Origin of the sequence: Pseudomonas sp. V98_8 (genome assembly GCF_029967975.1) — a bacterium.
GTDB classification, from domain to species: Bacteria; Pseudomonadota; Gammaproteobacteria; order Pseudomonadales; family Pseudomonadaceae; genus Aquipseudomonas; species Aquipseudomonas umsongensis.
The window spans coordinates 71,262-93,662 of record NZ_JASCAE010000041.1 but is presented as its reverse complement, the minus strand read 5'-3'; the positions used below and the strand labels follow the sequence as shown (position 1 = coordinate 93,662).

Annotated in this window: 18 protein-coding genes; 9 read left to right on the top strand and 9 right to left on the bottom strand. The window is 58.5% G+C overall.

Annotated elements, in window-relative coordinates:
• Positions 1 to 15 precede the first annotated feature (15 nt).
• Entirely contained in the window at positions 16 to 933 is a 918-nt protein-coding gene (locus QLG10_RS12155) for an NAD(P)-dependent oxidoreductase (RefSeq protein WP_282487402.1), read from the bottom strand.
• A complete protein-coding gene (locus tag QLG10_RS12150; RefSeq protein WP_188264003.1) occupies positions 930 to 2,660 on the bottom strand; it encodes a fatty acyl-AMP ligase in 1,731 nt (576 codons plus the stop codon). Before QLG10_RS12150 ends, QLG10_RS12155 begins: the two co-directional genes overlap by 4 nt.
• Positions 2,661 to 3,488: 828 nt before the next feature.
• On the opposite strand from QLG10_RS12150, the gene QLG10_RS12145 reads away from it, so the two are divergent.
• From QLG10_RS12145 to QLG10_RS12115, 7 genes are all read left to right on the top strand, one after another.
• Entirely contained in the window at positions 3,489 to 4,631 is a 1,143-nt protein-coding gene (locus QLG10_RS12145) for an N-acetyltransferase (protein ID WP_110751349.1), read from the top strand.
• Entirely contained in the window at positions 4,615 to 5,445 is an 831-nt protein-coding gene (locus tag QLG10_RS12140) for a nucleotidyltransferase family protein (RefSeq protein WP_110751347.1), read from the top strand. Before QLG10_RS12145 ends, QLG10_RS12140 begins: the two co-directional genes overlap by 17 nt.
• A 72-nt stretch (positions 5,446 to 5,517) precedes the next feature.
• Positions 5,518 to 6,591 (top strand): LPS export ABC transporter permease LptF, encoded by a 1,074-nt coding sequence (gene lptF / locus QLG10_RS12135; RefSeq protein ID WP_110751473.1) that lies wholly within the window; start codon positions 5,518 to 5,520, stop codon positions 6,589 to 6,591.
• Positions 6,588 to 7,670 (top strand): LPS export ABC transporter permease LptG, encoded by a 1,083-nt coding sequence (gene lptG / locus QLG10_RS12130; RefSeq protein WP_110751345.1) that lies wholly within the window; start codon positions 6,588 to 6,590, stop codon positions 7,668 to 7,670. Before lptF ends, lptG begins: the two co-directional genes overlap by 4 nt.
• A gap of 79 nt (positions 7,671 to 7,749) precedes the next feature.
• A complete protein-coding gene (locus QLG10_RS12125; protein WP_110751469.1) occupies positions 7,750 to 8,934 on the top strand; it encodes a CDP-alcohol phosphatidyltransferase family protein in 1,185 nt (394 codons plus the stop codon).
• Positions 8,927 to 9,889, top strand: a complete 963-nt coding sequence (locus QLG10_RS12120; RefSeq protein ID WP_282487401.1) for a hypothetical protein — start codon at positions 8,927 to 8,929, stop codon at positions 9,887 to 9,889. The genes QLG10_RS12125 and QLG10_RS12120 overlap by 8 nt, the downstream gene beginning before the upstream one ends.
• A gap of 129 nt (positions 9,890 to 10,018) precedes the next feature.
• Positions 10,019 to 10,837 (top strand): metallophosphoesterase, encoded by an 819-nt coding sequence (locus QLG10_RS12115; RefSeq protein WP_282487400.1) that lies wholly within the window; start codon positions 10,019 to 10,021, stop codon positions 10,835 to 10,837.
• A 31-nt stretch (positions 10,838 to 10,868) separates the two neighbouring features.
• Here the strand turns inward: QLG10_RS12115 and QLG10_RS12110 are convergent, their stop codons facing one another.
• Positions 10,869 to 11,666, bottom strand: a complete 798-nt coding sequence (locus QLG10_RS12110; RefSeq protein ID WP_110751341.1) for a phosphocholine cytidylyltransferase family protein — start codon at positions 11,664 to 11,666, stop codon at positions 10,869 to 10,871.
• Between the two features lie 211 nt (positions 11,667 to 11,877).
• On the opposite strand from QLG10_RS12110, the gene QLG10_RS12105 reads away from it, so the two are divergent.
• Positions 11,878 to 14,238, top strand: a complete 2,361-nt coding sequence (locus QLG10_RS12105; RefSeq protein ID WP_282487399.1) for an ELM1/GtrOC1 family putative glycosyltransferase — start codon at positions 11,878 to 11,880, stop codon at positions 14,236 to 14,238.
• A gap of 47 nt (positions 14,239 to 14,285) precedes the next feature.
• Here the strand turns inward: QLG10_RS12105 and QLG10_RS12100 are convergent, their stop codons facing one another.
• The 4 genes from QLG10_RS12100 to QLG10_RS12085 all read right to left on the bottom strand — a co-directional run bounded on the left by QLG10_RS12100 (position 14,286) and on the right by QLG10_RS12085 (position 18,433).
• A complete protein-coding gene (locus tag QLG10_RS12100; protein WP_282487398.1) occupies positions 14,286 to 16,223 on the bottom strand; it encodes an LTA synthase family protein in 1,938 nt (645 codons plus the stop codon).
• Between the two features lie 234 nt (positions 16,224 to 16,457).
• Positions 16,458 to 17,138, bottom strand: coding sequence for a class I SAM-dependent methyltransferase (locus QLG10_RS12095; protein ID WP_110751337.1), 681 nt, complete (start codon positions 17,136 to 17,138; stop codon positions 16,458 to 16,460).
• A gap of 130 nt (positions 17,139 to 17,268) precedes the next feature.
• Positions 17,269 to 17,955 carry a histidine phosphatase family protein gene (locus QLG10_RS12090; protein ID WP_110751335.1) on the bottom strand — a complete coding sequence of 229 codons (687 nt, stop codon included), beginning with the start codon at positions 17,953 to 17,955 and terminating at the stop codon, positions 17,269 to 17,271.
• Between the two features lie 259 nt (positions 17,956 to 18,214).
• Positions 18,215 to 18,433, bottom strand: coding sequence for a hypothetical protein (locus QLG10_RS12085; protein ID WP_282487397.1), 219 nt, complete (start codon positions 18,431 to 18,433; stop codon positions 18,215 to 18,217).
• A 17-nt stretch (positions 18,434 to 18,450) separates the two neighbouring features.
• Between QLG10_RS12085 and QLG10_RS12080 the strand changes: the two genes are divergently transcribed.
• Complete coding sequence (locus QLG10_RS12080; protein WP_110751333.1) at positions 18,451 to 19,914, top strand: HAMP domain-containing sensor histidine kinase; 1,464 nt, start codon at positions 18,451 to 18,453, stop codon at positions 19,912 to 19,914.
• 453 nt (positions 19,915 to 20,367) lie between these two features.
• Here QLG10_RS12080 and QLG10_RS12075 read toward each other — a convergent pair whose 3' ends face one another.
• Complete coding sequence (locus QLG10_RS12075; protein WP_110751331.1) at positions 20,368 to 21,735, bottom strand: ATP-binding protein; 1,368 nt, start codon at positions 21,733 to 21,735, stop codon at positions 20,368 to 20,370.
• Positions 21,732 to 22,394 carry a response regulator gene (locus tag QLG10_RS12070; protein ID WP_110751329.1) on the bottom strand — a complete coding sequence of 221 codons (663 nt, stop codon included), beginning with the start codon at positions 22,392 to 22,394 and terminating at the stop codon, positions 21,732 to 21,734. Before QLG10_RS12070 ends, QLG10_RS12075 begins: the two co-directional genes overlap by 4 nt.
• Positions 22,395 to 22,401 lie beyond the last annotated feature (7 nt).

Sequence of the window (22,401 nt, the reverse complement as noted above, 5' to 3'; positions counted from 1 at the left end):
GTAGCGGTCACCCGTTCAGAACAAGTGATCGTGCAGCGCCTGGCGCAAAAGAATCCGTGGCGCCCAACCCAATGCCGCGCTGATGCGGGCATTGCTGCAAGTCCAGTCAGGGTGCATCAGTTCATTGACTTTACCGGGGGTCAGCATGGGCGCCTGGCGGGTGAAGCGCGACAGCACCAGGTTCGCTCGTGCGATCCCCTTCAACACTTTGGCAGGCACTACCGCTTGCCGTACCGGCGCATTGCGGATATCGGTGGCGATGCTGGCCAGGCTTGCCCAGTCGTACCCCTGTGCCTGGCCATCACATAATTCAAAGGTCTGCGATTGCATGACAGGCGCATCCAACCACTGCATGACGGCACTGACCAGATCGTCGACATGCAGAAAGCTAAGCAGTGAATCGCCTTTACCCGGCGTGACCAGCCAGCCCCGCAGGAGCCACTCGAACACCGGGCGCAACTCGCGGTCGCCTGGCCCATACACGGCGGTTGGCCTGAAAATGCACACGGGTATCGTCCCGGCCGCCTCCCTGACCTGGCACTCCCCTTCGAATTTGGAAGCGGCGTACCAGGACAATGTCGGATATCGAGCGGCAAGGGACGAGATCAGCAGAAAACGCTCGCAACTGCCACTCATCCGCGCCGCCTCCATCAAGCGCTTGCTGCCCTGCACGTTGACCTCGTCGAAATCTCGGGCATTCCTGCCCCTGACCTTCCCTGCGCAATGAATGACCGCATCCGCCCCCCTGGTGAGCTCGGCCAGGGCCTGTTCATCTTCCAGTGTTCCGCTGATCCACTTTGTTCCATCCGCTGTCATTGCGCTCCTGGAGCGAGCCAGGGCACGGACCTCCACGCCACGGGTGATGAGCCGTTTGCGTAGGACACTGCCTATGAAGCCAGTCGCGCCAGTGAGCGAAACAATGCGAGCACTCACATCTCCTCCAGTGCTGGATAAGGAAGGTCGGTGTTCGCCTGGGCCAAAAATCGTTCAAGGGCTTCGGCACGGGAAGGCTTGCCCGAGGAGGTTCGGGGCAACGAGTGAGGCGGCACAAGGTGCACGTCAGCAGTGAGACCGAACTCACTGGTGATCTTCGCCACCAGGGTTCGGACCAGGCGTTCACGACCTTCTGGCTCACGGATGCGGCATTGAATCTGGACCACGACCTGGGGCTCATCATCGACGGGAACGACGAATACAATCGCATCGCCGGGCCTCAGTTCAGGTTCGGATTCCACCAGGTATTCAATATCCTGCGGCCAGATGTTGCGACCGCGCACAATCAGCAAATCCTTGCTCCGACCGGTGATATGCAGTTCACCCTGGGACAGGTAGCCCAGGTCACCGGTGTTCAGCCAGCCATCTTCCAGGACTGCCCGGGTGCTCTGTGGGTCATTGAAATAACCCGACATTACGCTGGGTCCCTGGACGAATATCTGCCCGACCTCACGCTCCGCAACCTGCTGCCCCGCAGCGTTGCGGATTTCCACGCGATGGCCGGGCAAAGGGGCGCCACAGTTGGTGAAAGCGCAGCTTGCCGGATCATCGGTGGCGCTCGCCTGCGCCCTGAGCTGATGCTCCAATACCGAGCGCGCGACATGGTCCACCTGCACCCCCACCCCGCGACGGGCGAAGCTGACAGCCAGCGTGCTTTCCGCCAGACCGTAGCAAGGCGTGAAGGCCGCCGGATCGAATCCGGTGTCGAGAAAACAATCGGCGAAACGGCTTAACACCGATGCCCGAATCGGTTCTGCCCCGATCCCCGCGACCCGCCAGCAGGAGAGATCCAGCGGCGTTTTTTCCAGGTCCCGGACTCGCCGGGTACAAAGGTCATAGCCAAAGGGTGGCGCCACCGAGACAGTGACCCGATTCTGGCTGATAAGCTTGAGCCATTGCCCGGGCCGCGTGGCGAAATCCCGGGTGTGCAAGTAGTCGACAGTCAGTTGCGCCGCCATGGGCGCCAGGACAAAACCCACCAGCCCCATGTCATGATAAAAGGGCAACCATGAGGCGCACCGATCCCCTGCGCGAATGCCAACACCGTCCACGACGATGCCTTTGATGTTGGCCATCACCGCACGCTGGGTAATGATCACGCCACGCGGGAAGCGGGTACTGCCGGACGTGTATTGCAGGTAGGCGATGTCCTCCGGCGAGACCGTGGGTAGCGTCTGCGACGCGGGCAATTGGCCCAATGTCTCAAGCGACCCGACGAACACCTGCCGGGTGTCCCCCAGTGCTTCGCGGATATAGGGCAGCCATTCCTCCAACCCCAAGACGGCCGCCGGCGTGCAATTGGCGAACAGCCCCTTCAACTTGTCCACATAGGAACGATGGCTTCCCAGGCTGGCAGGAACCAGCAGAGGAACGGCGATCAAGCCGGCGTACTGGCAGGCGAAAAACGACTCGATAAAGCTTGGGTGCGTATCGGCGATGAGCGCAACCCGATCGCCTTTGTTCAACTTGAGCCCAAGTAGGCGCTGGGCAATCGAGACAGCATTACTTCTGAGCGTTGAGTATTCGAGCGCTGCATTCAAGCGGCAATGTCTGTCGTAGAAGTTCATCCCGCCCTGGCCTGAAGCGGCATAATCGAGCGCTTCCACCAGCGTGGGAAAGTCCGCTAGACGTTGGGTGAGTGCCTGGTTTGAAAGGGTCGCAGACATAAGTAGACACCCATCCATTTAGCCAAGTAAGGACAAGTCAAATAGCGGATTTATCACCTGCGCCAGTAAAACACGTGCCGTTCTACTGCCCTCAAAACCGTTTCCATGGAGTCGTGGCCCCAAGGATATCCGGCTCAGCCTTTTCAATTATTTACAAAGCCTAACGCAATACTAATCGGCATCTGGATGAGCGCAAATTTTTTCCCGGATGAGCGACGACCGGCGAGTATTAATCGTGATGAAAGCTTCTCGTTCTCAGCGTGATGTCTATCACAAAGTGCGTGGATTACTGTAATGCAGCTCACTTTAGGTTTGGGGGGTTGCAGGTGGATATTTGGATTGGGTGCATATCCATTGCTGCGGTAACGGCCACTTAGGGTTCCGCTTTTACACTTGGAAGAACGGAACACCGCTCCTACAGGGCCCGCCGCCATCCATGCCGGTTTACCCACTGCGCAGAACCGGAACGAAGCCTCTCGAGGCAAGAAAATCAAAAGCCAAAGCCAAAGCGAGGCGGCCTTATAGCCGACCTGATTGCAGGTCTGTCCGCGATGTGATCGTTCCCACGCGCAGCAAAGGAACGCCGCCAGGGACGCTCCGCGTTCCGCTGACGACACGTGGCGTGAGCCGTGCGCAATGGTGACGCGGAGCGTCACGGGATGCATTCCCACGCAGAGCGTGGGAACGATCACGGAGTACTAAGCTTTTACTGGTTCACTGGCTCCCTCGTTTTCTACACATACGCCCTGCGCCAATACTTCAGCTACGCTCTCTGAGGTACTAAGAAAGAGATACGAGTTCAACTGCTTCGGACTTTTGTGGCCAACGATGATCAATAAGAAGTTGCCAATCATTACGCGACCCGTCCTCACAAGCCTGGACCTCAAGACATTCATCAGTTTCCCCGGCACCCTGTATCGCAACGATCCTTGCTGGATCGAACCGATCCATTACGAGCGTCAGGAACTCCTTTCACAAAAGAATCCAGCCTCCCCTCACCTGACATGGCAGGCGTGGCTGGCCTGGTCGGGAACTGAAGTCGTGGGGCGGATCACCGCACAGGTCGACAGTCTTCACCGGCAATTGCACGGCCATGATTCGGGGCACTTCGGGATGCTGGAAGCGGTGGACGATCCCGCTGTGTTCGACAGCCTGTTCGCGGCTGCTGAAGCCTGGCTGCGCGAGCATGGCGCTGCACGTATCACGGGTCCCTTCAACCTGACCATCAACCAGGAAAGCGGGTTGCTGGTAGAGGGATTCGATCATCCCCCTTGCGCCATGATGGGGCACGGACAGCGTTTTTATGACCAAAGGCTCGCCGCCCTTGGCTACCGGCAAGCCAAGGATCTGCTCGCCTACTGGATGCGCACCGATCAATTGCACTTCCCGCCAGCGTTGACGGCGATGATGGCGCGCGAGCGAAAGCGCGTGGTGATCAGGCCCCTGGACCCCCGTCAGTTCCGGCGGGACATGCTCATCCTGCGGGAAATCTTCAATGACGCCTGGAGCCGCAACTGGGGTTTCGTCCCGTTCACCGAATCCGAATTCTACGAGCTTGGCAGCCAGTTGAGGCTGCTGGTCCCCAAGGACTTGCTGTACATCGCCGAAGTCGATGGCGAGCCCTGCGCGTTTATCGTGGCCATGCCTAACATCAACGAGGCGATCGCCTCGCTCGACGGGCGCTTGCTGCCCTTTGGCTGGCTACGCCTGCTGTGGCGGCTTTACGTCAAAGGTGCGCGGACTGCACGCGTGCCCCTGATGGGCGTCAAGCAGGCTTACCAGTTCAGCCGATTGGGGCCTGCACTCGCCTTGCTGTTGATCGAAGCGCTCAAGCCGCCCTTCGTCAAGCGCGGCATAGAAGCCCTGGAAATGTCCTGGATCCTGGAATCGAACGCGGTAATGCGCAAGATTCTCGAACAAATCGGCGCCACCGCCTACAAGCGCTACCGGATCTATGAAAAGCACATTTGAGCTCAGGCCGTTCACCGCGCTGGTCCTGGCTGCTGACAGGGGGCCGGCCGATCCCGTTGCCGCCATGGCCGGGACTTGCTGCAAGGCATTGGCGCCGGTGGCCGGGATCCCCATGGTTCGTCGCGTCATCGAGGCGCTGGCGGCCAGTGACCGGATCGACCGGATCGTACTCGTGGGGCCTGCGCAACATTTAATGGCGCAAGAGGCCTCGTTGACGCATTTGCTGGACTGCGCCAGCGTCAGTTGGCTGGAACCTGCCAACTCCCCCAGCGCCAGCGCGGCGCTGGCGCTGGCGCGTCAACCCGCAGACAGTCCCGTGTTGGTGACCACGGCGGATCATGCGCTGCTCAGTCCGCAGATCGTCGACTATTTCCTTGCGCAAGCGACTTCAAGCGGCCATGACTTTGTGGTGGCGGTAACGCCGCTGGACACGGTGCTGGCGGGTTTTCCAGGCACCCGACGCACCAGCATCCGGCTCCGCGGCGGCCCCTATTGCGGCAGCAACCTGTTCGCCTTCATGACCGAGGACGCGCGACGTCTTGCCAGCTACTGGCAACGGGTCGAACACGATCGCAAGCATCCCAGGCGGGTCATCGCTGGCGCTCTGGGCGTCGAAGGAGTACTGCGATATTTGTTGGGTCGATTGACCCTGGAACAAGCGCTGCAACAGCTTTCCGACCGGTTGGGGGTGAGTCTCGGGGCGGTGGTCATGCCCTTCCCGGAGGCCGCTGTCGATGTCGATTCGCCGCTGGATTATCAAATGGTGGAGAGAATTCATGCCCAGAGAAATCAATCGATACCGAGCGATACCTGATGGATCCTGGCGGCAGGAATGCTCGATCGCGCGAGCGCGGCATGGGCAAGGCTGCCGGCCAGGATCCAGGGCATGTTCCTGATCGAACGCTACGTGATCGCCGAGATCCGGCGGCCGGTGATCGTGATGGTCAGCATCCTGGTGTTCATCTTTGCCAGTTATTCGGTAGAGCGGTATCTCGCTGACGCCGTCGAGGGCACTCTGGCCTTGCAAGCGGTACTGGCGATGGTGTTCTACAAGGTACTGATTGCCCTGGAAATGCTGGTGCCCGTGGCGTTGTATGCCTCGGTGACACTGGCGGTGGGACGGCTGTGCCATGATTCTGAAATCATTGCGATAGCCGCTTCGGGTGCAAGTCCCCTGCGGATCTATCGAGCCGTCCTGTTGCTGGCTATTCCGATCTCACTGGCGGTGGCCATGCTGTCGCTCTACGGCCGCCCCTGGGCCTATACGCAGGCCTATGTGCTGGAACAGCAATCGCGAACAGACCTGGACGTCAATCATCTGCAGGCGCAACGGTTCAACCTGAACAATGAAAACGGCAGGATGATCCTGGCGCAACGCATCGACCGCACTGATGGCCGCCTCCACGATGTACTGATCTATGACCCGGGTGACTCGAAAACCCGTGTATTTCGCGCCAGGCAAGCGAGAATCCTGGATCCGAATCCGGACGATCCGATCGTGGAGTTGACGCAAGGCCATTCCTATTTGCTCAAGCACAGTGCTTCCCGGGACATTTCGGAAAAGTTCGAGCATATGCGACTGCACTTGCTACCCATCGAACGGGCCGCCGAGGGTAAGCGCAAGGCAGCCCCCAACGAAGTGCTGAAGGCTTCCAGCGCGCCCTCGGACAAAGCTGAATTGCAATGGCGCCAGACGCGGGGTGTAAGCGCCATGGTCCTTGCGTTGCTCGCCATTCCGTTAAGCCGTACCCGACCCAGGCAGGGACGGTTTGCGACCCTGCTGCCCGTGACCGCCGTCTTCGCGGTGATCTACTACGCAGCGGACATCTGCAAGACGATGGTGGGCAACAGTACCCTGCCCTTGTATCCGGGCTTGTGGACAGTGCCCCTGCTGATGAGCCTGGCCCTGCTGGTTTTCCTGGCGCGCGACCTGGCAAACTTTCGGTTCGGCTATCGATGAAAATCCTCGATCGCTACATTACCCGCCATGTGTTCTTCGGTTTCGCGGCCGCGGCAGCGCTGCTGCTACCGTTGTTCACCACCCTTGACCTGGTGGGTGAATTAGACGACGTCGCGCCCGGCGGGTATCGGTTGAGCCAGGCCATCGAAGTCGTGTTCCTGACGCTGCCGCGCCGTGTCGTCGAGCTTGGCCCCTTTATCGCACTGCTGGGTGGCATTGCCGCGCTGGGGCAATTGTCAGCCACACGGGAACTGACGGTCATGCGCGCTACCGGGCTGTCGATTGCCCGGATCGGGTTCACGGCAACAGTGGCCGGTCTCGCGCTGGCGCTGTCATGGGCGGCGCTGGATGAGTGGGTGGCCTCTCCCCTGCAGCAAAATGGCCTGGAGCTGCGCAACGAAGCCATCGCCGCCGGTGCGCAGGCGAGCAACGATCAAGGCAGCGTCTGGGCTCGACAGGACGATCAGATCGTCCGTATTGGCAATCTTGCGCACAAACGGTTGCCGGTCAATATTGAGATTTTCAGGTTCGACAACGACCGCTCACTGGTTTCCTACATCTTTGCCGAGACGGCGGACATATTGGACGCAGGCCAGTGGCGTTTGAACAATGTCCAGGTAAAACAGTGGGACCAGGGCGCTGAAACGACGCAACAACTCGATCAAATGCCCTGGCGTTCGATTTTTGGCAGTGCGCGATTGGGCGACATTACGCTGCCGACCGAAAGCCTGTCTGCACGCCAGCTCTACCGCTACATCGCGTACCTCAAAGGCTCGGGCCAGCCATCGGCACAATACGAAATGGCGATGTGGCAAAAGCTCGGGCGACCGATCCTGACCCTGGCGATGATCCTGTTCGCCATCCCGTTTGCCTTCGCACAACCGCGCTCGCCCAACCTGGGTGCACGGCTGGCTTTGGGTGCGCTGGTCGGGTTAATGGTCTATGTAAGTAATCAGATCATCGTAAACCTCGGTCTACTGCTAAAAATGAACATTCTGGTCACTACTTTGGGGCCGGCCCTGGTCTTGCTTGTAGTGGCTATTATGATCGTGGCGTATCTGGACCGGGGCAGTCGTTGAAACCGTCATGCTGTTCAATGGACAGGGCGTTGGCGCCCGCTCCTTCAATCAATGTGATTCGGCGCAGGCGCAACCAACCATGAAGACTCCCGTATACCTGATCTGTAGCTGCCCGGTGCGGCTGTGGGGACTGACTTCCAGGGAGCGAGTGGGCCGTATGCTCGCAAAGTTTCCCAACGCCCATCTGTGCAACGCGAACGATCCGTTGCCGGCGCAAGGCGAGGTGGTCCTGCTGCGCGAGGATTACCTTTACGACGACCGCGTGCTCCAGGGGCTGCTGGCAACGCCTGAGATCGCGCTACAGGACCCGCGCACTGGCACCATTGTCGCCGCCCACGCCAGTGTCGAGCGGCTCGCCCACTTACCCAGCCTGGACACTGACGCTGTCGCCGGATTGCGCAAAGTGGTTCCCGGCACCGTGGCCACCGCGATGCAGACGCAACTGCGCAAATTCGATCCTCCCTGGGTCGCGCAAATCACCGCCGACAACCAGGCGCATCTTGAGAAGTCTCTGTTCAACGGCTCCTACAAGGGCGTCACCGATTTCATCACCCGGGCGATCTGGCCTGTCCCTGCTCGCTGGGCCACCGTCTGGTGCGTGCGGCTGGGGCTAAGTCCCAACCAGGTCACGGCAGCAAGCTATGTCCTGGCCATCGCGGCAGGCTTTCTGTTCTGGCATGGATTATTTGGCGCGGGCCTGCTGGCCGGCTGGTTGATGACGTTCCTGGATACGGTGGATGGCAAGCTGGCACGCGTCACCGTGACTTCCACGCGCTTCGGAAACCTTTTCGACCATGGCCTGGACCTGATTCACCCGCCGCTCTGGTACATCGCCTGGGGAGTGGGCTACGAGTCGACCTGGGATTCGACCATACCCCTCGAGCCCGTGCTCTGGGCCATTTGCCTGGGCTATGTCGCAGGCAGGCTATGCGAAGGTGCGTTCAAGCTGGCCGCGCCTTTTTCGCTGTTTCTCTGGCGCCCCTTCGACTCACTCAACCGGCTGATCACCGCGCGGCGCAACCCCAACTTGCTCATATTGACCAGCTTATGGGCGTTTGATGCCCATGACACGGCGTTGATCTGGGTGGCCGTCTGGACCTGCGTCTCGACGCTGATCCTGGGGGTGCGCACGATGTCCGCCCTTGTCTTGAAGCACCAAGGCCAGCCGCCACAGCCCTGGCTCAGCCGAATCGACATGAGCGCCGAACGCGACCGCTTGATCGTGCGGATGTTCGCGCCCCGCTCGGGCCTCAATGATGCCTGAAGCTTGCCCGCCGCTTCCTGCGAAGCTGCTTGAACAGGTCAGTGAGCAGTGCACGCAGCCGATGCCTGACGAGGTGCAGGCCATTGTCCAGGCATTGCACACACGCCTGGGCGATGCATTGGTGGCGCTGCTGGTCTACGGTTCATGCCTGCGCAACGGCGATCTCACCGATGGCCTGGTCGATGTCTATGCGCTGGTCGATAGCTACGCTCACGCTCATCACACGCGCTTGCAGCAGCTCGCCAATGCCTGGCTGCCACCCACGGTGATCCTCGTCAGGGCTGCGGCGGCCGATGGGCAAATACTCCATGCCAAATGCGCCATCCTGTCGCTGCAGGACTTCGAGGCGGGAACCGGTTCATGGTTTCAAAGCTACCTCTGGGCTCGCTTCGCCCAGCCCTGCCGGCTGGTTTATTGCAAAGACGAGGAAACGCGCAAGCGTATCCGTTTGGCCCTGGCTCAAGCCGTGATGACCCTGATGGATCGCTGCGTCGCCACGCTGCCGGATCGATTCGACAGTTTCACCCTGTGGGAGAGATCACTGTCGCTGACCTACCGGACCGAGCTGCGTCCCGAGTCAGCTGATCGCCCCAGGCAGCTTGTCAGGCATGACATGGACTATTATTCGCGCATCACCCGGGCAGCCGCGCCTGCGGTGAAGCAAATGGCGGCCTGTGCGGGCGAAGAAGACAGTTATCGCAACCTTTGTCCGATGGCCACGCGCCGAGGCAATGAACGTCTGTGGAAATGGCGGCGGGTCCAGGGAAGAACCCTGAACGTGGCGCGGTTGGTCAAATCCTTTTTCACCTTCGAAAACGGTGTCGACTACCTCATATGGAAGCTGGAACGCCACTTGGGTGAGCCTGTCGTCGTGACCCATCGCTTGCGTCGTTTTCCACTGCTCTTCGGCTGGCCATTGCTCTGGCGCCTGCTCAAAAGCCGCCGGCTTCGCTGAAGACGCTGCTGCTCGCAATGCGAACAATGGAGGCACCCCATGAACAGTGGCAAAGAACGTGGTCAGTGGCACCAACGGACGAAAAATTAAGCGCCAAGCCCTGTCGGGTATAGAGGATGTCCAGCAACGATGACCCGTCTCCTGCATATTTCCGATACCCATTTCGGCACCGAACAGCTCCCCGTCATGCAAGCCTTTGAAACGCACGTCAAGGCCCACGGCGCCGACCTGGTCCTTTTCTCCGGAGACATTACACAGCGCGCCCGGCGCGGGCAGTTCGCCTCGGCGCAGGCATTCATCAACCGCATCAAGGGCTATGGAATACCGCAAGTCCTGACGATCCCCGGCAACCACGATATCCCCATGTTCAACCTGTTCGCGCGCCTGTTTGCACCCTATGGGAATTACTACAAGTACATCGACAGCAATCTCGCACCCGTTTTCGAGAATGACGATGCCTTGATCATTTGCTTGAACACAACCCACCCGGCACGCCGCAAAGACGGCAAGGTCACTGCCCGACAAGTCGAGGAAGTGGCTGAGCGGCTACAGAAATGCGATCCGCAAAAACTGCGCATCGTCGTCGCTCATCAGCCGTTCGGCGCAATCGTCGCCAGCGACCGGCGCAATCTGCAGATCGGTGCGGGGGCTGCGCTGGAACGCTGGGCCTCGTCCGGGCTCGACCTGGTGATGGGGGGGCACATCCATCTTCCCTATGTGCTGGCACTCAGCACGCAATATGGCGCATTGTCCAAGGAAATCTGGGGGGTGCAGGCCGGAACGACCCTCTCCTCACGTATACGCGGCAATGCCCCCAATTCGTTCAATCGAATCCATCTGGACAAACAAACAAGGCGCGTCACCGTCGAACGCTGGGAATATTCTTCCTTGCGCGAGACCTTTGAGCCCAGCATCGAGTCTCATTGTGACTGCCTGCCTGGTCGATAGACGGGCTTGAAACCCCACCTTACGAGCAGCCCTACTCTCCCTCCGCGAGGGTAATTGCCGTCCCTTGCTTGCGGCATACCCAGGGCCTGACCAGTGCCTGCGCAGCCCGGAGGTCGGCAGGAAAGTCCAGCTCAGCCCAGCCCAATCCTTCGATGGACTGCGCGAACACTTGCCCGGTAGTCCCTGCGAGGTGATCGATGATGCTCAAGTACCACCTTTGCAGGGCTTCAGGACGCCGCATGCTGTCTTCCAGCGCACTACGAAACAGTGGTCCTCCACCGGCCTGAAAATGCATCATGCCGATAGACTCCCCGTCGACATCATCGAGCGGAATCAGTTTACCGATGGCGCTGATTCGATCACCGATCAGTTGGACTTTCATATCGTCGCTGTCGTACGCCAGTTTCTTGTCCACCGCGAGTGTAATCGCCCTGGCCGGTGCATCAAGCAATCGCTCCAGGACTGGCTGGTCGAATAACGTATCGCCATTGAGCAGGATGAAATCGTCATGCATGATCTGGCGAGCCATCCAGCAACTGGCCAGGTTATCGGCGACCTCAAAGAACGGGTTGTAGATCGTGGAAATGACGCCAGGCCCGTAACGTTCGTTCAGAGCCCGTTCGACCTGCTCTGCGCCATAGCCGATGACCGCGGTGATCCGGCTTATCCCGGCGGCCATCAGCGCATCGATCTGCCATTCTATGACCCGCTGCCCGCCGACTTCGATCAGGCACTTGGGGGTGTTCGTCGTATAGGGAAGAAGCCGTCGTCCTTGGCCGGCGCTCAACAAGATTGCAGCTGTACGGGTGCGTTGTTCGAATAGACCCATTTCTCCCGGGCTCCCATTTAAGGATTTGAACGAGCAGGACCCTGCGATCACTTAAAGACTTGCTTGGAAGACTAGAACAATCCATTCGCTGAGTTAAACCTTTCGACACCCGCCCATCGCCTCGATTCAAAAAAACACCGCACGCAAACTTTATCCTCGACTTGCGTATTTCGCTCTATGCTGTGGAGATTAATGTTCCGAGGAAACGCCCATGCGCCTGGAGGGTTCAGCACAGTCGTCCTCAAGCATCGGTACCTATGCCCCCGCTACCCCAGGGGACATTGGGGAACACATCGCGATACCGCGTATCGAGCCGATCGTCTTGGCAGCCCGAGCCGGGGCACCGCACGCACCTGCCGTGCGCATATTCCTGGGTACCGAACCTGCCCAATATCGCGCTGAGCGCATGTTTGTCTATGCGCTGGAACAGGTGCGCAACCCGGACCGCCGTTATGAGGTCTACCGCATGACCGGCCTGCCCGGCTTCAACCAGGCGGGCTGGCGCACCGGCTTTACCAATTACCGCTTCGCTATCCCGGACCTGGCGGGGCGCCACGGTCGCGCGCTGTACAACGACGTCGATCAACTCTACACCGCCGACCCGGCCGAGCTGTTCGACCAACCGATGGGCGAGCACGGCTATCTGGCGCTCGCGCCCAGGGAAACGGCCGTCATGCTCATCGACTGCGAACGGATGCACTGCTGCTGGAACATGCAAGCAGCCACCACGACCAGCAAAAAAAAGCTGCATGCGCTCGCCTCCGAGATACCGGGCTGCTTCGGCGTACTGGATGCCATCTGGCATGCTCGCGACCTGGAATACAAACACGGCGAGTCCCGGTTGCTGCATTACACGACGCTGCATCTGCAGCCCTGGCGACCTCTGCCGGCACAATACAGCTATCAGATTCATCCCTACGCGGAGATTTTTCTCAGCCTTGAGGAGGCGGCGGACGCTAGTGGGTATGAGCTCTACACGGCAGCACAGCCCAGTCCGCGATTCGTCCACTGCAGCCGGGAAGCCACCACTCTACCGGCGCTTATCCCGCAGGATGTCAGGCTGCTCAGTCGCAAGCTGCAGTGTACGAATCTCGGGTTGATCGGGCGTTGGCAACCCACGGAGGCACACGGCCCGACGGTCAGGCAACTGGATATCGAGCAGCTTCGCCAGGTGGATTTACCTCCCCAGGATTTCATCGCGGCCCAGGGTCTTGAAAAGCTGCCGCCGGAAGACTTGCCCTGGGTCATGGATCGCCTGTTCAACCAGGCTTCCCGATTGCTCTATATTCACGCAAGGCTCAGTGGCGATGGTTCAATGACCAGTTCTGTCAGCGGCTGGCGACGACTGCTGCGGCGCATCGCGCGGCGCTACCCGGATCGTTGCTGGCAGCTTGATTGCGTGGATGAAAAAGGCCATACGCAACGTTTCGTCGCGGACTACGCATTACGGCGCAAAGCGGCCGAGAACCCCAAGGTCTGGGTGCTGCTGAGTCAACATGCCGGCGACAATGCACAGCTGATAGCCATGGCCGACGCCCTGGGCTGGCCCTACGAATGCAAACACATCACCACACCCCCACGTCCTTATCTGCTCGACGCCCTGTTGGGCACCCGGTTGCCCAGACGGCCAGTCCCAGGCCTGAGCGCGCCCTGGCCAGACCTGGTCTTGAGTGCAGGACGGCGCTGCGCCCAGGTTGCCCAATGGATCAAGCATCGCTCCAAGGGCACGGCAAAACTGGCCCATGTGGGACGTGCCCAGCTCCCGTTGTGGCGCTTCGACCTGGTCTTGTCGACGCCACAATATGGGCTTGCCCTGGCAGACAACGTAGTGGACCTCCCTGCCCCGTACATGAATCCGCGTACGCTGGATCAGGCGCAACTGGCGCTATGGCGCCAGCGCTTCGCTGCACTGCCGCGCCCCTGGATCGCCGTCCTCGTGGGAGCCAGTGCCGCACCTTATTGCATGGACACGGAATCAGAAGTTCGACTTGGCCGTGAAGCCAATGCCGCGGTCAAGGCCCTGGGTGGCTCGATCCTGTTATCGACCAGCCCTCGCTCATCGGCGACAACCACCGATGCGCTGCTGTCTGCCATTGACGTTCCATGCTGGGCGTATCGATTCGGAGAGACGCAAGACAATCCCTACCCTGCGTTTCTCGCCCTGGCAGATGGATTTATCGTTACCGGCGATAGCCTTTCAATGCTCACAGAGGCTTGCATGACCGGGCGTCCGGTTGCGGTATTTCCGCTGCCTATCCAACGCAAAGGCAAGGCCCGGCTTCGCCACACACTGGAACAACGACTGGGGGTCATCGACCGGACAACGGGGGTACGTGGCACGCCCAAGCAGCAGGAGGGCTTCAGCAGGTTCTATTTCAAACTCGTGTCGGGCGGAGTGATCAGGCGCGAACGACAATTCGAACAGGCGCACATTGCGCTTGGTGTCATGCCCCTGCCCCAAGGGCTTTTGCAAGCGCCGTTGGTTTCCCCGCAATTGCTCGCCAGCGCGCGCGAACGCGCCATAAACGCCATTCGCGACTTGATATCCGGCGAACGTCCCTCAAGTGATTGATCGGCCCCCGCCCAATAGACGGGAAAGGGGGCGATCAATGGCGCTAGCTATTGCGTGGCAATACGTTCACTACCGGGCCAATTCAATAAACGATGAGTGAACCCATAACTGGCGGACTGGTAATAGGTAATTGCACGTGCGACCAGCGGGTCGTCGAGCTGAACCGTCACCTCATGGCTTGCACCCAGCGCGTCATCGTGGCGTCGCAAGGTCGCCCGGGGGCTGAGAATCGCCAGGTCTTTACCATCGAACAAGCCAAGGTGCTGGTAATTACCGACTAACACGCGGGGCGGCAAGGTGGAAGGTTGAAGCAAATCGCGACCGAAGAATGTCGACTCGTAATTGAGATTCAACAGACCCAGCAGGGTTGGCGCCAGGTCGATCTGACTCGCCAGCTGGCCGTCTTCACGCGCCGCGATGAGTTTGGGCGCATAGATGAACAAAGGGATCTGGTAGTTGCGAATCGGCAGATCTTCCTTGCCCGCGCTGCCAGCGGTGTGGTCAGCGACAAAGACGAAAATCGTGTCGTCGAACCAGGCTTTCTTTCGAGCTGCTTCCAGAAACTTGCCGATCGCATAGTCGGTGTATTTCACCGCGCCGTCACGCCCGTCACCGGATGCAATATCGATCCTGCCTTCAGGGTAAGTGTACGGACGATGGTTGGAGGTGGTCATCAGTTGCAGCAGGAACGGTTTCTGCTTGGCATAATTTTCGTCTGCCAGCTTCAGCGTTTGCTGGTAGAGGTCTTCATCAGCCATACCCCAGGCATTTTTGAAATGAATCTCGGCTTCATCGACGCTGCTTTGATCTACGACCCGATAACCATTGCCGCCGAAGAAGGCATTCATGTTGTCAAAGTAGCCACGGCCGCCGTACACGAACACGCTGTCGTAACCGACGTGATTGAGCTGTCGGCCCAGGCTGGCGAAACCACTTTCACGACCAACCCGTTTGACAATGGAGCGTCCCGGGGTCGGCGGGATAGACAGTGTTATGGCTTCCAGGCCGCGGTCCGTCCGGGTGCCGGTGGCATAGAAGTTGTTGAAGTACAGGCTCTCTTTGCGCAGTTGATCGAGGTTGGGCGTCAGGTTGTCGGGGTTCCCATTGCTGCCCATGTACTTGGCGCTGAAACTTTCGATAGTCACCAGGACAATATTATGTCGCTGGGTCTTATCGTTCGGGGTCACGGTACGGCGGACATCGAGCGAATCCTTGTCGATGAATTGCACGCCACTTTCCGCCAGCTCCTGATGGATTTGCTTGCCAACTACCTCCGCCGGCAAGGTGCCATAGAACTGATCGTAGTCCAGCTCGTTGTTGCGAAAGGCGGCAAAGAACTGATAGGGACCATTGCTGGCCAGCTCGTGTTGATAGGTATTGCCGCCCTTGCCACGTGGTGTGTCCTGGTCGACGACCAGAAGAACCACAGCACTCAAGGCGAAAATCACGCCGATACTCGATAAACGCTGGCGCCAGGAAGGCAATGGCGCACCCAACACCCGCTGTAGAGGCTTGTGCAAGGCAATGCAAATGACCACCGCGATCACCGCCAGCGCGCCAAGCAATTTGCCGATTGGGTAGGACTCCAGGATGTTGTTCAGCACCTCGTCGGAGTACACCAGGTAATCCACGGCGATGAAATTGAAGCGCACGCCGAACTCGTCCCAGAACAGCCATTCAGCCACCGCCGTAAACAGCATGGCGAAAACACTGAGCGTCAGCAGCCCTTGCAAGAACCAGCGATGCCCACGCGAGCGCCACAATGCGGGCGGACACAGCAGCACATACAGGCTCATTGGCAGTGCGGCGTACAGCAAAAAACTCAGGTCGTACAAGGCGCCAATCCCAAAGATCGACGCATAGGCTGTACCCGCCTCTGAAAGGTGGGTAGCGAATAACACCAGGCGGGTGAGGAAAAAAACCACTAGCCACAGGCCGGTGATCATCAACAGGAAACGCAGAGGGGCTGAAGCGGGCAAACGCATTGTTAACTCCTTGTTGTTCTCCCTCCTGGTTACATATTGATGCGCCGATTGGCCGGCAAGTCATAGGCATTAAGACTTTCTTGTCTTCGAATGCACTGAGTTACGACTCATGCTGGAGGGGCGGTAAATATATCCGACGGGTTGGTAAAATTTCGTCAAAACAATGAGCCATTCAAGTGCTTCAGCGACAACAACTCGACCATTGCCCATGCAGGCCAATCAATTTGCCCCCGTTTAAATCTTGCGCAGAACGTAAACGCGCCACATTGCATAAAACGGGATAAAGTCCGACTTGCTGTCGATGACGAATCCAGCCTGCTTGAATTCGGCTTCTGCGACGGATCGAGGGATAACAAACCTGTTCTGGTATTCAGTTTGTTCGCCGCGGGCCTTGCGCCTCTGTTCGTGGCGTTTTCGCTTCCAGGACTTGAAGTTGCCATCGACCCACATCGACAAGATGACGGTGTCTCGCGTCACCCTGTGAAACTCTCGCAGCATCGTCAAGCGATGCGCAGATTCACCGATGTGATGAATCAACCGCATGCTGAAAATACTGTCGACCGAATTACTGGGTAGATCGATGGCAAACGCTGAAGTCTCGAGAGGCTTGACACGTTTAACTATATCGGCGGGTTGATTCTCAAGAGCGGTGTTAATCATAGCCGGCGAATTGTCTGCGCCAATGATGATTCGATTGGAGTTTTCTGCAAGTACAGGCCAGAATCGCCCCGCACCGCATGGAAGGTCGAGAACCAGCCCGGGGTCCCCAGCCTTGTGCAGCGCATGTCGAGCCATCTGCACGTCCCGATAATGGGACAGTTTGCGAGATAGGCCATCCTGATGCTTCAGGTAGTATTGATGTGCGTGATCCTTATCGTATTTTTCGGAAAATTTAAGTTTGAGGGGGGCGCTCATGGCGATCTCCAGTGACCAGAATTGAGGCTAATCATTCGCCTGTCGCCGGAAAGTAAACGTGATGTGAATTTTCTGTGGTGCGAAACCTGGGGTAGACCCTGCCGAGCGCCGTCCGTGTAAATACACGTGCTCATATTAAATGTGCGTCGGCCAGCGCTTTCCACTGTGCAGCATTCAATGATCCGAGAATCCTTGGTTCGTGCTTGCCATCCACCTTGACGAATATGGATTGCGTGTAAGCGCTGGAGCGATCTCCCGCACGCACGCCCATCTGACGTTCGAAATGATCGATGCAACCGCTGTGGGTGATCAGGATCAGATTTTCATTGCGGCTTTTATGAGCAACTACGGCATCTTTGAAAGCACTGTCGCATTCACTCACCCAATCCTGAATTGCCACGGCCGCGCCAGAAATCAGATCGGCAGTCTGCCGGGTGCGAGTCGAAGGGCTGGCGATCATGCGGGCTCTTTCAAGACCGAGTTGTCGTAACCCTGTGCCGACCGCTATCGCTGCATTACTGCCATTGACCGTAATGCCCTCGGCGTCACTCAGACAAGGATTCGCCGATCGGTCGCATCGTTCGGCGTGCCTGACCAGGACCACTGTGGAACCTTGCATCCACGTCTCTTTGAGCTCTGATTTGATCATGTTGTTGCCCGCGCCAAGATCCATCACTTGGGTCGCCGTCGAAAACCATAAAATCACCGCGCCGAGTGCTAGCGTAGTAAGGAACAGAGCGAAATATTTGCCACGTAAGCCTAAAGATTGCGGGACGAATCTTGAAATTAACGAATCATTGATCAGGGTGCGGGGCATACCATCGAACCTGCAGGGCTTGGTGCCAGCCAGGGATACCCCTTAGAACTTCACCATCCGGTAGCGCCAAGGTAAATACGACGCTGTGCTGGAGTAGTGAAAGCGATGTGAAAAAACAGTAAACCCGACACTTCACCGGCGGCGTTGCGCAACGAAATTCTCCATGACTGGTTGAAGGAACATCAGAGCATGGCGTTGCTGCCAAGCGCGCCCACGCACATGGACGGTGAGACCTGCACGGCCGAGTATCGTCTGAGCTTCAAGAAGTGATTGAGCGCTTTCCTGTTGCGTATTTGCTTCCCCACGGCCAGGGGACAATCACCCCCATATATGGGGGATAAAACCCGCTTCGCACCGGCGTTTTTTTCCTGGAGAAATGGCTGAAAGATGCACCGCCCAAGCGCAGCGTTGCATTGGCATGGATGCTGCTATTCACCCAAGGCTTGCTTGAGAGGTTGAAGCTGCTGAAAAGCAGCATACCCTGGAGTACTCCCTATGCCTGCAATCGACGTGCTGTATAGACGCTTTCTCCCTGGAACAGTTGACGCGATTGCACCCACTCAACAATTCAATCTCCTGCGCTGGTTTTCGATCGTCAGTTTCGTTCTGATCAGTGTGATCGCTTTCGGGGTGGGTTCTTGGTCGACCAGATTTCTGGTCGCCGAAAGCCTTGAACGCGATGCGCTGATAACAGCGCAGTTCATCCAGACCATTGCCAAAGGTGAGATACGTCACCACGGGCTGGCGGGTAAACAGATCGGGGAGGTGCTCGCCTACGCTCAACACCAGTCGATGCCAGAAGAAAAGAAACAGAGCGCACAGCCCGCCAGCTTCGAGTTCCTGGACTATCTTGCGCATCTCCCGAATTCGCTCTTGATCAATATCTATTCCCCAAATCGAACAGTGGTCTGGTCAACCAACCAGAAGCTGGTTGGGCGAGCATTTTTGAACGACGAGCTTGAACAGGCATTCAGTTCCAAAGAACGGATATCCACCAAATACAGCAATGTCGCTGCAGACCGCAGTGAACAGAAATTCCTGTACCCCCCAAAAAAGTTCTTCATCGAAAGCTACATCCCTCTGGTCGATGACCGGGGAAACATTCTGGCGGTGGTTGAAATCTACAGGGAGCCCATCGACCTGATTGAACGCCTGAACCACGGTCACTGGATCATCTGGTTGTCCACCATGGGCGGTCTGCTTGTTTACTTCGGGATTTACCGGATTGCCCGACGAACATCGATCCAGTTGGCGTCGCAAGAGGCTCAAGTCGTTGCCAACAAGACGTACGTTGGCCTGGGCGAAATGTCCACTGCCGTCGCCCATAGCCTGCGTAATCCTCTGGCCTGCATCCGCTCAAGTGCGGAATTGGCAAATGACATTCAGGGCCAGCCTGCAAAGAAGCAGCTCGACGATATTATCAATCAGGTGGAGCGGGTGTCGCGGTGGGTGCAGGAATTGCTCCTGTGCCTGGGACCGATCCGCGGGGAGGCGCAACGGGTGGATTCGATGGAGATGGTACAGGCCACCCTAAACAGCTTCAGTGCGCAACTGAGTCAGGCAAAAATCCAGGTCGAGTTCAAAAACGAGCCAATGCCTCGGGTAATCAGCAATCCGCTGTTGCTCTCGCAGATTTTAGGTAGCGTCATTGCCAATGCCATAGAAGCGATGCCGACGGCAGGAAAACTGAACATCGCGGCTCGCCTGGATGATGCCCATCAATGGCTGCACCTGACCATTGGCGACACCGGGGGTGGCGCTTGCCGGCAACAGCAAATGATGGCCTTCAAATCGTTCTACACCACCCGACAAGGCAGGCTGGGTATCGGATTTATCATGGTGAAGCAGATCATGGAAAGCTTCGGCGGCGATGCGAGCCTGATAATCGATGAAAAACAGGGCACCTGCGTGCACTTGAGTTTCAGGGTCCAGGACAGGAGAACCCACGCACCGCGCTAATCCTTGGCGGGTGCACGCTGCAACACGAACAGGATGAACAGGACGATCGCCGAACTGAAGACCAGGCGCGAACCGAAATGGTCAGCCAACCAGCCATTGATATAGGGCAAGAAAATCAAAAGCCAAAGCAAAAGCAAGGCGGCCTTAAAGTCGAACTGATTGCAGGTCTGTCGCCGATCCCCTGTGGGAGCGAGCCTGCTCGCGATGGGCGTCAACGATAACGCGCCCTTTCTGGATGAACGCGTTGTCTGGACATTTTTCGCGAGCAGGCTCACTCCCACAGTGGATTGCGGATATCTGAAAAAGTCAGGTCGGCTTTAAGGCCGCCTCGCTTTGGCGTCAGATTTGCGCGCATGCCGAGCCTTAGCGAGGCACCGAGTGGTGGGGCAAAGCATTTTTTGCGTGTTGCTCTTCTGAGTAACCTGGGCACTTTGCGTCATGTCCATGGCAAGGTCAAAAACGCCGAATTTCCAACGAAGCGCGCAATCCTCCCTCTAAACGATTCTCCAGTTTGACCTGCCCGCCCAGGCGATCCGCGATGGCCCGAACGATGGTCAGGCCCAAGCCTGCGCCCTGGTCATTTGCCCGGCTGTAGAATCGTTCGAACAGCCGCTCACGGTCCTCTTCATTGATCCCCGGCCCCTCGTCCTCCACGGACAATTCATAGCCCTGTTCTGTTTCGGCCAGCCTTACGCTGATCACCCCGTGCACAGGGGAGAAGTTCGCCGCATTGGTCACCAGATTGTTCAATGCAATATCGATGGCAGCGGGATCGACTCTGACCTGGCTGACGTCGCCGCTGACATCGAACACCAGTTCCAGGTTTTTGCCCAACAACCAGGGCGTCAGCTGAATCAGGCTGTCGCGAACCGTGGCCGCCAGGTCAATGTATTCCGGCGGTCGAATGGCTGCCTGGGGTTCGATGCGCGCCATCGTGAGCAATTGGTTGACCAGTCGGCTGGTACGGTCCACGCCGGCGATCAGGTGTTCCAGCGATGTGCGGCGCTCCTCCTCGCTCCCCGCCTCCATCAAGTTCTGGGCATGCACCCTCAGCACCGCCAGCGGCGTACGCATTTCGTGGGCGGCGTCTGCGATGAACCGTCGTTCACGCCCCAGTACTTCCTGAATCTGCGCGAGCACGCGGTTGAGCGCCGCTTGCATGGGCTCCAGTTCGCTGGGCAGTGGCGACAGGTGCAAAGGCTCCAATGATCCGCTGTGCCGTGCGCGCAGGGTCGCCGCCATATCTGCCAGCGGCTTGAGACCCCAGCCGATGGCCAGCCAGACCATCACCGCAAGCAACAGGCTGCCCAACACGTTAGGCCAAAGGGTATGACGCACGATACGGTCGACCAGGTCCGCCCGCACATCGTCCCGCTCACCGACCCAGATCCGCAGGTGATTCTGCTTGTCTTCCAGCAGGAACGCGCGCCAGTGGCGGTTATTCAGGTCCACCACATCGCTAAAGCCGGGTGTGGTGGGGACAGCAGTGAAAGAGGGAGCGCTGGCGGTGTGCACCAGCACTTCGCCCTGGGGATTCCAGACCTGGAAGGCAATTTTTCTTTCATAGGGATGTCCGTCTCCCCTGGGCACCGCTTCGCCCAGGGATTCGTTGAACGCCTGGTACAACTCGGCGTGTTCCTTGCTGGCCAGTGGCATGCGGAACACGCCTTGCAGCAATCGCGCATTTTGCGCGAGTTGGGCGTCGTAGACTTCGGCAATTTCGTGTTGGCTATCGTGCAGGTTCAAGGCGCTGATCACACCCAGGCCCACGAGCATCAGGCCAATGATCAACGTCAGGGTACGACGGCGGATCGACGTCACCGACGCTCCTCCACCAGATAACCGACGCCGCGAACGGTACGGATCAGGTCGGTGGAGAATTTCTTGCGCAGGTGATGGATGTGCACTTCCAGGGTGTTGCTTTCAGCCTCTTCGTTCCAGCCGTAGAGCAACTGCATCAAATGGTCGCGGGTCATGATCCGGCCCGGGGGCGAAAGGAGTTCATGCAACAGTTGATACTCCTTGGGCGTGAGCGCCACCGGTTCGCCCTGGTAGCTGACTTGCTGGGTGCCAGGGTTGAGCCGGATGCCAGCGTGCTCGATCAACGCCTGTGCGCGCCCGGCACTGCGCCGCAACAGCGCCCGCAGGCGCGCCTTGAGTTCGGCCAAATCGAAAGGTTTGATCAGGTAATCGTCAGCCCCGGCGTCGAGCCCGGCTATGCGGTCTTCGGTGGCATCCCGGGCCGTGAGAATCAGCACTGGCAGGTTCGAACCGCTGTCGCGCAGGCGCCGCAGCACTTCGAGCCCGTCCATGCGCGGCAGGCCAAGGTCAAGCAATGCCAGGTCAAAGGTTTCGCTGAGCAATGCATGCAAGGCGCTGCTGCCATCGCGCAACCAGTCGACGGTATAGCCTTCGCGCTCCAGGGCTTGATGAATGCCTTCACCGAGGGCCACGTCATCTTCAATCAGTAGTAAACGCACGCGGACT